An 11,763-nucleotide genomic window follows, 5' to 3' on the forward strand; every position below is an offset into this window, starting at 1 on the left:
CAGTGGTAGAGGTCGGTGAAGCGGCGGTCGGTGACGAGGATGTACGCCAGTGCGCGCGCGGCCTCCTGCACCTGCTCCAGCACCTCGGGCGCGGCCTTGGGGAGGAACAGTTCCAGAACGCCGATGGTGTCGCCGCGGTTGGTGACCGGGGCGAGCACCCTGTGCCCCGGCCCGCCGTTCGGTGCCAGCGTCAGGCGCTGGGTGCGCAGGACTTCGTCGTAGATGCCGCCGCCGGCGAGAGGGACGTGCTGGGCACGGTCCTGCTGGTGCGAAGCCGCCGTGTCGTGGACCCGCAGCAGGCGACGGCCGACGACATCGATGAACAGAAAAGACACGTACCGGGCACCGAACCGGTCGCGCAGGTTGCGCGCCACGACGTCGAGGGAGTCCACCGGCGCGGCAGCCTCCGCCGCCGCCAGGACCTCGGCCAGCCCGATCCGGTCATCCGACACATCCACCTCCAGGAGTTGCGGCTCTCCTTCCCGAACGAGGACAGGATCACAACCGCCACAGCCTCCCACGCTCCCCCGTTGCCGTCCGGGGAAGGCCGACCGTGCCGTCAGAGCCGCGTCAGCGGATCCAGTCCTTCAGTACAGATGGATCTCCCGCACCCGCACCTGTCCGGCGGTGGCCTGCTCCACCAGATCTGTCACCGCCGCGATCTCGACTGCGAACGGCCCGTTCTGCCGGCCGGCCCGGGTCACCGGGCCCTCTACCGCACAAGGAGCGGCACCCAGGCTGCGTGTCGGCTCCCGCACGGGGCAACGGCAAGTACATGACACAACTCATCACCGCCACCACCCTGCTCGCCCAGGACAGCCGGCCGGACGGCCCAGCGTGGTTCAAGTGGGCGTTCCTCGCCGTGTGGGCAGCCCTCCTGCCCTGGGTCCTCTACAAACTCCACCAGAACGGCTACTTCAGAAGACGGCGCTGACCAACCAGGCCTCTCCATGACACGGCCACCCGGACCGGGAGCGGCACATCGCACATGGCGCAGCAGGGCCACCTGGTCGCGACGCGACACCCAGGGAAGGGAGGGCCCAGGGCGTGCCCGGACGGGCGAGCGCGACGTGACCTGTCGGTCAGGGGCACATCGGGCTACCGCCGCGTCCACTCCTTCAGCACCGCCGCGATCTCCCGCGCCCCCGCCCGTCCGGCGGTGACCTGCTCCACCAGATCGCCGGCCTCCTTCGACGTCACCCTGACCTGGTACCCCGACGCATGGAGGTAGGCCGCGGCCACGGCCAGGGCGTAGAGCTCGTTTGAGTGCTCCAGCGCCGGTACGCGTGCGAGCTGTTGAAGCAGCGCGGCGGCCCGGTGGTGCGGCTGGTCGTAGACGGGGGTGTCCATCACGCGGAAGGCGTGTCGTGCCCGGGCTGCTTCGAGGGCGCCGAAGTCCACGATCTCCGGGTCGCCGGGGATCTCCCGCTGCGCGATGTCGAGCAGCCAGGTCAGGTCGATCTGCAGGAACAAGGTCCGGTCCCCGCCTCAGGCCGCGTCGGCGCCGCGGCCGGACGGGCCGAAACGCTCGGCGAACGCGGTCCCGTGCTCGGCGACGAACAGCCGGGCGCCCTCGAGGAACCGGGCGCGGGTGAGATCGGCGTCCAGCACCTGGCCCGCATACGCCTCGGCGGCCACGTGCCGCGCGGCGGCAGCGCGCTCAAGCGCCTCGTACGCCTCGTCACTGATCTCGATGCGGATCTCCCGTGCCATACGACCACGGTAGCGGGCCAGCGTCCGTAAGGCGGCCCCCGGGCGCAAACTGCCCTGCCCGCCGTCCAGCGGGCAGGGGCGGGCGGGCGCGGGCGCGGTCAGCGGCGGTACTCGTAGTGCAGGAGACGGGAGCGTGCCTCCTGCTCGGTGGTGCCCAGGGCCTCGGCGACGCGCGGCCAGGACAGATCGTCTTCGCGTACCGCGAGATATGCCGCCACCGGGCCGATCGCCGCGGCCATCGACTCGAGCTCGCCCGCGGCTTTCACCGCGGCGAGCGGGGCGTCGTCGATGAGCCGTTCCAGGCGCTGCCGCAGCTGGTGGAGGAGGTCGCTCACCTCGGCGGGCAGGGGCACGGTCCGGGCCTGGACGTCGTCGACGTGCCTGTCCCAGTCCCGTTCGGGGCCGGAGGTGTCGTACGCGTACGGGTCGCGGCGTACGACGGCCTCCCAGTCCACCGGGTAGGCGTCTTGCCCGCGCCAGCCGCACGCGCACCGCGCCCTGATCCGGTCGGCCCGCGGTGCGCCCAGGGTGCCGTCATAGATCCACCAGTTGGTGGACTCGTGGACGTCGCCGCCGCTGCCCGTGTCGAAGTAGACCGGCCCCGGCTCGCTCCCGTCCGGCAGGAGCACGCCCACCGCGCCCTCGTGCGCTGCGTACCCGTCCCTCTTCCACCCCATGGATCGCTCCTCTCCTGCGCCTTGACCCGACGCCACGATGAGGCATGACAGCGCCGTCCGTCCGCGGAACCGGCGAGATCCACCCGCCCGTGCGAATGCCCGAGGCATGTGCCAAGGGCTCCGGGCAGGGAAAGGCGTCGGCCCCGCCGGCTTGTGGCCGGCGGGGCCGAGGGCGGGCCTCTCACCTTGGCGGTGGGAGAGACCCGCTGGAGGAAGCGGTGCGAATCGCTTCACCGTGGACAACGACCCGGGCCGCCGAGGGGCACGGGCCGGTCCGATCGTCTTACGGGGCGGGTGTGTAGTGCACGACCGCGGTCTCGCACGGGCCTTCGGCGTAGACCTTCAACGCGTCGACCTCCGCCTGGTCGGCGCTCAAGCCCCACCGGAGTTTGGTGGCGGTCCACTCGGAGATGTAGCGGCAGCGGGCGTCCGGGTGCGGCGGCATCCACTCGGCCGGGTCCCGGGCCCGGGCGGAAGCGGTCGCCGACTGGCAGGGAGCGTCACTCCGTCTGCGCTGCAGTCGAACCTTCGGCGGTGACTGCAAGGTGTCGGTGGCGAGCGCTATCGTTCGCGGCCGTGGACGTTACTGATCTTGACTACCGGGCTCGGACGCGGTCCGGCTGGATCCCGCCGGAGCTGGTCTCGCGGCTGCTCGAGCGCGGCCGCATCGGCGTGGTGGAGCTGCAGGCCGGGCGCGGGGAGTGGTTCTGCGCGCTGGCGTGGGCGCGGTTGTTGGGTGAGCGGGGCCGGCAGGCCGAGGCGTTGGAGGTGCTCGCCCCGTATCTGGCGACCGGCTGGTGGACGGCGGTCGAAGCTGGCGCCGAGATGCTGGAGGGGTGGGGCCGGATCGACGAGGCGATCGAGATCACCCGGGTCCGCATGGGGGCCGGACACCCGATGGCGCTGGAGTCTTACACGCGTCTGCTGGCCCGGCACGGTCGCGCCGAGGAGGCGTTCACCCTGCTGCGCCCGCACATCGGCGAGCGGTCCCTCGCCGTAGCGCTGGTCGACGTCGCTGGCGCCGCCGGCCGCGACGAGGAGGCCGCCGGGTTGCTCGCCGCCCGGACCGAGCACTGGTGCACGGATTTCCCGTGGTGCTGCCGGGGCCTCGACCGTGACACGGCGGTCGGGCTGCTCGCCACGATCCGCGAGCGCCAGGGCCGCATCGACGAGGCGATCTCCCTGCTGCGCACTGACGGCAACACGCTGCTCAGCCGTGAGCAACTGGCCGCGTTGCTGGCACGGCAGGGCCGGCTCGACGAGCTTCGGGCAGCGGCGGTGACTGACGACTCCGGATATGCGATGCAACGGCTCGCGAGGTTGCTGGAGGAGCGCGGCGACGTGGAGGGGGCGATCGCGGTATACCGGCAGGCCGACGGCCCCGTTGCGGCCGACCACCCCCACTCGGCTGTCGAGCTCGCGCAGCTCCTGGCCCGGCACGGACGGGGGACGGAAGCGATCGACGTGATGCGCGTCCTGGCCGACGGCCGCAAGGGGGACGACTGGATCCTCCATACCCTGGCCGATCTGTGCCTCCGCCAGGGCCGCCCCGAGGAGGGCCTGGCGCACCTCCTCGCCCTCGCCGCCGCCCGCGGGGGCGAGGAGGACTGGGATCTGTACTGGATACGGCTGCCGCTGATCGCCGCCCGTGACGGCGTCGACGAAGCGATCGCACAGGCCCGCTCCCACCCCGAGGGCACCACCTCGTACGCGGCGCCGCACATCGCCGAGCTGCTCGCCGGCGCCGGACGCACCGAGGAGGCTGTCGCCGTCCTCGAACAGCACGCCTCCGCGTACCGCTATGAGTTGGCCGGCTACCTCATCGACCTCGGCCGCATCGAGGACGGCCTGGCCGTCCTCCAGCAGCGCACCCACCACGGGACCCCTGCGCCCTCGGACGGCCCCCGGCACGACGCCCCTCCGTTCTGAGCTCGCCCGGATCGGGCCTGCTGAGCTGCCATCCGGAGAGCGGCGCGCCGGTTGCCCGGGGTCGACCTACGCGGGCCTTCCCGTCCGGCGGCCTGCAGATAGGCGCTCCGGTCGTCGGCTGCGTGGCGGCTCGTGTCCGGCCGCTGCCCGCACCCCCACCCTGTAAGAGGTGAGGACGCGGGCACCACTTGACGTCGACGCACGTGCACGGAGCGCTGCCCGGTCTGCGTCCAGGCCGCTGCACGCGCTGCGAGGCTACGGGGCGGGCGGGCAGTGCACCACCGCGGTCTCGAACGGGCCTTCAGGGTAGACCTTCAACGCGTCAACCTCAGCCTGGTCGGCACTCAGACCCAGCGGAGCTTGGTGGCGGTCCACTCCACGCGGAGATGTACCGGCACTGAGCGTCCGGGCTCGGCGGCACCCACAGGGCCGGGCCCTGGTCCGCCTTGCGGCGGTTCGTACGCGCGGTGCCGCGACGAGGCCGGTGACCGGCGTCCTCGTCGTTCGCGTATGCCTCCCGCCGGGGGCGCAGGCAGAGGCGGAGGCGTCAGGGAGCGTCACTCAAACCGTGCGGTATTCCCCTTCAACCGAACGGCTTGGGTTGTGATGTCGTGGGCTACGCCAGTGCACCAGGCACCGGGCGGGTGGCTTCGACCCCGCGCGACGAGCTCCAAGCAGGGGATGCAGGTGTGCCGATCCGAGCGTAACGTTTGCATTTAGCAGCCCAGTTCGGCGTCGCTACCGACGCCAGCGAGCGCGCTTCCTCCGATAACGCCGCCTGCGCCTTCGGCGCCTTGGGCCTCGCAAACGGCGGAACATTGCTCCTCTTCAACCGGTCTGCAAGTGGCGCGTCTGACACCTTCTCAGCCGACGTAGCCCTGACAAGAACAGATCATGCACCCGCCCCTCAGGAAGCGGCACCCAGCTACCGGCTATGTGGCATGGCTATCACTTCCTCACCGCGGCCGCTTCCTGGAGATTTCCATGAGCATTGAGACCTTCCGCAGTCGTTCAAATGAACCGCAGATGACCAGCGATGTCACTCCCGTGATACCGGGATCATTCTCTGTGACGTCACAGATGATGCAGGACGCGGTTCGCGCTACCGGCGTTTCTGTTGGCGAAGGGGATCACAACCAGGAGTCTTTGTTCAGTAATCCGTTCAAGGACGGACGCGACGAGGCGTTGGTCATCAACCAGGGAAAAGCCCTGACGTACCTCGAGCGTACGGATACTTCTGACACCGGCTGGGTGCAAGGAACTGTAGAGGGGGTGCCGGCACTGGCTGAGGTGGTAGCGGTTGCCCATCCGTCCGGGGACATTTATGCGGTGTGCAGCCCGGACGACGGGGCGGCCAAGCCTTTTTCTATGCAGCTTGTACAGGAGGAGCAGGAGGACGGCACACTGCGGTGCAAGTGGAAGAAGGGTGCCGAGTTCGACATCCAGTCCAAGAATGCCCGGTGTCTCTGCGTCACGTATTCGCCTGATGCCGGCCCGTCGGTGCTGGGTGCTTCCTCGAATGCCGGCGGTTCCTGTTTCGTACTCAGGCCAGGGCTGCCCAAGATGAGCATGGAGTCGGTTCCGTGGAGTTTGTACCCTTCACGAGTCGTGGCCCCTGGAACTGAACTGGTAGGTGGCGGGTTTCTGCCGTTCTTTCCCGCCACCGGCCAGAGGAACGTGTACGTTTTCTACTTTCTCGGCGGCAAGAAAGTTGGTCCGCTACGAGGAGTCCGCAGGACAGGTTCAAGGACCTTACTCGGTCTACGAGTTCGTCGACCAATTCTGTGGAAGCTATTACGTTCCCAACATGGAGCAGGCAAGCCCACAGGGGGACGTGGGCTGCGCCTTCCTCGACGCCGAAATCGGGTACCTGGTTGCAGCATCGTACATGTCTCCCGGCCACGGACTAAGTCTTGAGGCCACCTTGGTCGACGATCAGATAGACCTCGCAGCGGAAGCACGAATATGGCAGGACGCCGACGGGCGGCTACATCTGTTCGCGAACTCCCCATCGTCGAGTGAGGGAAACTGGGATCTTCGCGTCCTCCATCAGGCGAGCTGGGAAGTCGTCGACCGGGGCCCGCAACAGGCATTGACGCCGCAATGGACGTCGGCTCAGGTGGCGGGGGCACCAAACGGGATTGGCGGATATGATCTGCTGCGCTCCCAGGACCGCATCATCGCCTTCGATTTCAACGGGGACGGAAAGGAAAAGCAACTGCTTGCTTACCGGCCCGGAAATCGGACGGCCTGGGTCGTGAGCCGGAAGCGTACTCCCGGTGGATTCAAGAAGACTTTCTCAACCGACAAGGGACTGCCCGGGTACGACCTGTCATCGCTTGACGACCAGGTGGTTGCATACGACTACAAGGGCACCAAGAGCGCGAACTACCTGCTTGCCTACCGGCCGGGAGCAGGAAAGTTCTCCATCCTTCAGAAGAAGGAGGGCGTCAACGAATTCATTTCCGTCGTCGCAGCGGAAACGGGAGGCATCGGCGAACCGGGGGACACATACAACCTGGCCAACCGCGCAGACCGGATCGTGCCCTTCGACTACAGGAAGTCAGGGGCGAACGACTGCCTGCTGGCCTACCGGCCCGGAACCGGCATCGCGTGCGTCCTCACCCCGCAGCCGGGCGGCACGTTCCACCCGGAGGTGAGATCGCAGAGCGGACTGGGCGGATTCAGCCTGACCGACCCGGACGACATCATCGTCCCCCTGGACTTCACCGGCAGCGGAAGCAATACCCACCTCCTCGCCTACCGGCCAGGTAAGGGAAAGGCCTACATTCTCTCGGCGGACGGCTCGGGCGGATTCACGGCGGACGTCGCGAGCGACAGCGGGATCGGAGAGTACAACCTCAGCCGGCCCAACGACCGACTTCTCCCGTTCGACTACACGGGTCTGGGCAAGAACAACCACATACTCGCCTACCGTCCGGGGACCCCGGGCCAGTTCGACAATCAGCGCGTATGGATACTGCAGCCCGACAAGGAAGCGACGACTCGGTACACGCCTTTGGTCAAGGAAGCTCATGGCCTGGGAGGTTACGACTTTTCCTCCCCGGATGACCTGGTGACGGGATACGACTACAACGGAACCGGCAGCATGGCGTATATCGCAGCCTATCGGCCGGGTACCGGAAAAATCTCAGTCATGGGGCAGCGGGGCGGCAAGATGCAACCCGTGTACCAGGTACCTCCGGGGCCCTCGACGATCGTGACCGTCGGCCTGCACCACAACGCCACCGCATTCCAGCTCGATCCGTACCCCGATTACCGGCCGTCCGAACTGATCAAAATGAGCGGTCTCACCGATGCAGAGGCGTACTGCATCTGCACTCAGGATATTACGACCTCGGAGTGGCAGACAGACAAGGTCCGCGTGAAGCCAGACGACAAGGCTGCTCCCTTTATCGTCTCGCATTATGTCGCCGATACCACTCTCCTGTCGACGCAGGGGGCTGCCATGGCCGGTCACAAAGTGACCGTTTCGGCCGAGTCGTTGGTAGAGGTGCAGATAGAAGAGGTCTCGTATCAGGTAGGTCCAGGGCGGGCCGTCTCCGTCACCACCAACCGGGCGGGAAAGCTGACGATCACTATCGCTGCGCGGGGTCTGAATCCACCGATCGTGCACCTCAACGCCGACGGTCTGGAAGGCGGCACGGCCATTGATTTCGCTTCTCAGGCCAACTCCTTCCTCGCCGGGGAGGGAACCCTGCCTTCGCAGAGGGGCACGTTCAGCGCCGACCTTCTGGAACATGCCGAGGCCACCCCCAACACGGGCACGAACGAGGCAGAGCAGCTCGCCGACTGGAAGGCCCTCAAGGCACGCGGGCTTACCCCTGACGTAGTCGTCGATCATTGCGGCAACATGTACTCCCGAGCGGCGGGGTCAAGCCAGCTCAAGCCCGGTGGAAATCAGCTCATGATGACCTTCGGTGGGCAGACCGGCCCCCAGCCGGTACACGGGTATGTGATTCAGCTCTGGGACGAGGACAGGCCGGCCTTCCAGGTATTCCGCAACCAGGAGGAAGTGGAAGCATACAAGGCCTACCGGGGCGACCACCCCGCCTATGGCGGGGTGGTGGGACGACTTCACCAGTTGGTCCTCCGACGTCTGGGAAGGCATCAAGACGGGGGCTCAGAAGATCGCCGAGGTCATCGTTTCCGATGTCGTTGAGATAGCGGTCTTGATCGGGAACGCCGTCGTCTCCCTCGGCGAGATGATCATTGACGGCATAGAGGCCGCTGTCCGGGCTGTCGAGGCCGTCTTCCAGATGATCGCTAATGCGATCATGCGCGTCATCGAATGGCTGAAGTCGCTGTTCGCCCTCGATGCCATCTGGGACACCAAGGAAGCGCTGGAACAGGGTGTGCGGAATACAGCCTCCATGATGACCACCAGTCTGACCTTCGTGGAGAAGTACACGGACGGGTGGATACAGGAGCAGAAGGAGCAGGTCACTCAGACGTTCAAGTCTCTGACCGACCGGTATGCAGGCACTCGCATGGGCGACTTCCAGAACAAGGTGGAGCCGGCGCCCGCCTCGTCCGGAGCATCCCTGGAGCGTAAGGACCTGTCCAGCCCGCAAGGGGCCTGGTTCGCCAACAAGACCCTCTCCGCCCCCTCCCCCACCTTGACCCTGAAGGACATGGCCGACCCGCCCATGCTTGCCGAGTTCGAGGAACTCATCAAATCCTTCACGGGAATGACTTCACTGACCAAGATCATCAACTCGACGAAGGAGATCGAGAAGGCCATAGCGGACTTCTTCACGTTGGACGGTGACGACCAGACCGGCCGCTCCACCTTTGAAGCCCTCCTCAACAGGCTCAGGGACTTCATACTGGAAGTGCTCGACGTGGTCAATGACCTCATCAAGGCATTGATCAAATTCGCCAAGGCAGGTGCGAAAAGCCTCGGTGCACTTCTGGACTACCCGCTTCCCCTCCCGATCGTCGACACGCTGTACCAGTGGGTGCAGAAAACCGCGTATCCGACGCGGCCGACGAAGCCGCTCACCGTCGGCGGTTTCGCGTTCCTCATCGCCGGTTTCTTCGCCACTACCGTTCACAAGCTCATCAACGGAGTGGACAGCAGGCCCTTCCCCGGCGGGACGTTCCCAACAATCCCAGGCCCCCCCAAGGACGGTGAAGAGCAGTCGGCCGTATCGTTCACGACCGACCCTGACTTCAACCAGGACATGGTCGGAATCCAGGCCACGGGCGTACCGTGGGCCGTCCTGCAAGCCCTCGGCGTGGCACTCACGGACCTCGTGGAACCCATCCTGGACGATGTCTTCAAAGTCGGCGTCCCGGTGCTGATGGGCATCAACACCTCCGTGGCCCTCATCAACGGGTATCAGAGCCTTGTTCTCGGCTGTCCCCCCATCCTCGGCTCGCAGTGGACGGGACTCGCCATAAGCGGATACGCGCTCAGCGCCGTCAACGTGTTCCTCGATCTCGTCGGAGGCCTCGCCGGCCCCTGGATCCCCACGGAATGGGCGCGGAGCACCCTGCTCAAGAACGCCGCCATGAAGTTGATCAGCGCCGGCGATGAGGACAACATCACCGTTGGATCGTCGCTTCAATGCATTATCGGCGTCGCTTCCGTGATCCTGCAGTGCGTCGATCTCAAGTATCATCCTCCCACCACTCGGGCGAGTACGGGCGTAGCGTGGGTCGCCGCCTCCATGTCCCATCTGCACAACGTCGGGCAAATATTCCGGATGATCGCCCTGAACTGGCCTGAGCCCGAGGACGAGAAGCTGAAGGAGATCATGGCTGCGCGGAAGAACGGCATCTATATCGGGACCACCGTTGCCGATGTGATTTTCGTTGCCACCGGCGATATGGCCATCGGAGTGCCCCCGTGCATAGCACTCGACCACGCGCCAAGGATCACCAACGGCGGCACGTCGGATGTGCCTAAGCCAATTCCCGACGGTACGGCGGGACAGCAGTACAGCCAGACCGTCACGGTCACCGCAGAGGGCGCAGATGTGCCCATCAACGCGCCCCTCAACAACTGGCAGCTCGTCGACCTGGATCCGAATAGGCCAAGCGGCCTGACGATAGTGCAAGATACCGAAAACGCGGCGAAGGCAAATATCAGCGGCACTCCGCTTGCGACCGGGGACTACACCTTCAGGATCCAGGTCTGGGATTCCTACAGTCCGCCGCTCTGCTCCTACAGCAGAATCGCCCGAGTGCATGAGGACAAGCCCTACTTCAAGATCCACGTCAAGCCCTCGTGACGAAGAGGGCATCTGCCCACACCCCCGTGGCTCGTCTGCGAGACTGCGCCGGCCGGGGAGGCACAGGCACCATCGCATCGAAGCGCAGCTCCCAAGCCAAGCCCCACGAGGCAGGGCCTGTCCGGCGAACCGGGCGATGTCCTCGCCTGGGATCTCATGGCCCTCGCGCTATACCGATGTCCCCCGGGGCGCCATGACCGCGTCCCCGGCGAGCGATACGACTGGCCAGGCCATCGGCCCGGCCAGTCAGCCTCGGCCGCCGGGGTGTCGGCCTCCGTGCGCGGAGCGCTGCCTGGGCCGTGTCCATGCAGCGCTCCGCGCCACTGCCGGGGACTACGGGGCGGGTGTGTAGTGCACGACCGCGGTCTCGCAGGGGCCTTCGGCGTAGACCTTCAGCGCGTCGACCTCCGCCTGGTCTGCGGACAGGCCCCAGCGGAGCTTGGTGGCGGTCCACTCGGAGATGTACCGGCACTGGGCGTCCGGGTGCGGCGGCATCCACTCGGCCGGGTCCTGGTCGGCCTTCTGCCTGTTCGTCCGCGCGGTGACCGCGACGAGGCTGGTGGCCGCGTCCTGGTCGTTCGCGTACGCCTCCCGGCGGGCCGGACTCCAGGCGGAGGCGCCGGAGTCCCAGGCCTCGGCGAGCGGGACCATGTGGTCGATGTCGAGCTTCCCGGCCTCGGTGACCTCCTGGCCGTCGTAGTACGACAGCCAGGCGCCGCCGGACAGCTTGCAGCCCGCGGCCACCCCGGGGGCGGCGGTCGCCTCGGCGAGGAGGACCTCGGCGCGGGTGTTGCAGCCGTCGGTCTTGTCGAGGCCGGTGTTCCAGTGCTTGAAGGAGTCCCGCTGGTAGCCGGCGCGGGACTCGTCCGCGAGCGGGAGCTCGGCGAGGCCGTCGGCGAGACCGATGACCACGGCCGCCGGGGCCGCCGGGGCGGCGTGTGCCGTAGCCGGGGCCGCGAGCGGGAGGAGGGCGAGGGAGAGCGCGGCGAGGCCGCGCACACAGTTCTTGATCACGAAGCCTGGGATACCGGTCAACACCTGGCGTTGACCAGCGGTTTCGCCCATGGCTCAGCCGCGTGGGGGACGAGGTGTTGGGTCGCCCGGGGGAATTTCACCCCCGGGCTCCCGCAGAACGGAGCGTGACAATCTCTCGTCACTCCGCTCTTGTCATCCTGGTCACCAAA

The 11,763-nt window shown here is 66.9% G+C and carries 11 protein-coding genes; 5 read left to right on the forward strand and 6 right to left on the reverse strand.

Annotation, left to right across the window (positions count from 1 at the left end):
• On the reverse strand, window positions 1-452 hold a 452-nt coding region (locus ACZ6RC_RS33170), incomplete at its 3' end, for a GAF domain-containing protein (RefSeq protein WP_469590548.1).
• Between the two features lie 290 nt (window positions 453-742).
• Between ACZ6RC_RS33170 and ACZ6RC_RS33175 the strand changes: the two genes are divergently transcribed.
• Window positions 743-934, forward strand: coding sequence for a hypothetical protein (locus ACZ6RC_RS33175; RefSeq protein ID WP_469590551.1), 192 nt, complete (start codon window positions 743-745; stop codon window positions 932-934).
• A 164-nt stretch (window positions 935-1,098) separates the two neighbouring features.
• On the opposite strand, the gene ACZ6RC_RS33180 is transcribed toward ACZ6RC_RS33175, so the two are convergent.
• From ACZ6RC_RS33180 to ACZ6RC_RS33195, 4 genes are all read right to left on the reverse strand, one after another.
• Entirely contained in the window at window positions 1,099-1,473 is a 375-nt protein-coding gene (locus tag ACZ6RC_RS33180) for a fic family toxin-antitoxin system, toxin component (protein WP_469590554.1), read from the reverse strand.
• Window positions 1,474-1,488: 15 nt separating this feature from the next.
• A complete protein-coding gene (locus ACZ6RC_RS33185; protein ID WP_469590558.1) occupies window positions 1,489-1,713 on the reverse strand; it encodes a hypothetical protein in 225 nt (74 codons plus the stop codon).
• A 98-nt stretch (window positions 1,714-1,811) separates the two neighbouring features.
• Window positions 1,812-2,390 (reverse strand): hypothetical protein, encoded by a 579-nt coding sequence (locus tag ACZ6RC_RS33190; protein WP_469590561.1) that lies wholly within the window; start codon window positions 2,388-2,390, stop codon window positions 1,812-1,814.
• 283 nt (window positions 2,391-2,673) lie between these two features.
• Window positions 2,674-2,835 carry a hypothetical protein gene (locus ACZ6RC_RS33195; protein WP_469590564.1) on the reverse strand — a complete coding sequence of 54 codons (162 nt, stop codon included), beginning with the start codon at window positions 2,833-2,835 and terminating at the stop codon, window positions 2,674-2,676.
• Window positions 2,836-2,966: 131 nt separating this feature from the next.
• On the opposite strand from ACZ6RC_RS33195, the gene ACZ6RC_RS33200 reads away from it, so the two are divergent.
• The 4 genes from ACZ6RC_RS33200 (at window position 2,967) to ACZ6RC_RS33215 (ending at window position 10,579) form a co-directional block, all read left to right on the forward strand.
• Window positions 2,967-4,319, forward strand: a complete 1,353-nt coding sequence (locus ACZ6RC_RS33200; RefSeq protein WP_469590567.1) for a tetratricopeptide repeat protein — start codon at window positions 2,967-2,969, stop codon at window positions 4,317-4,319.
• A gap of 984 nt (window positions 4,320-5,303) precedes the next feature.
• The gene (locus ACZ6RC_RS33205; RefSeq protein WP_469590570.1) at window positions 5,304-6,236 is read left to right on the forward strand and encodes a hypothetical protein; all 933 of its coding nucleotides are present in this window, start codon (window positions 5,304-5,306) and stop codon (window positions 6,234-6,236) included.
• Window positions 6,127-8,502, forward strand: a complete 2,376-nt coding sequence (locus ACZ6RC_RS33210) for a hypothetical protein (RefSeq protein WP_469590573.1) — start codon at window positions 6,127-6,129, stop codon at window positions 8,500-8,502. Before ACZ6RC_RS33205 ends, ACZ6RC_RS33210 begins: the two co-directional genes overlap by 110 nt.
• Window positions 8,396-10,579 carry a hypothetical protein gene (locus ACZ6RC_RS33215; protein ID WP_469590575.1) on the forward strand — a complete coding sequence of 728 codons (2,184 nt, stop codon included), beginning with the start codon at window positions 8,396-8,398 and terminating at the stop codon, window positions 10,577-10,579. The genes ACZ6RC_RS33210 and ACZ6RC_RS33215 overlap by 107 nt, the downstream gene beginning before the upstream one ends.
• Before the next feature lie 333 nt (window positions 10,580-10,912).
• Here the strand turns inward: ACZ6RC_RS33215 and ACZ6RC_RS33220 are convergent, their stop codons facing one another.
• Window positions 10,913-11,593, reverse strand: a complete 681-nt coding sequence (locus ACZ6RC_RS33220) for an HNH endonuclease family protein (RefSeq protein ID WP_469590579.1) — start codon at window positions 11,591-11,593, stop codon at window positions 10,913-10,915.
• Window positions 11,594-11,763: the final 170 nt, after the last annotated feature.

The sequence above is a fragment of the Streptomyces sp. NPDC048353 genome (assembly GCF_055587165.1).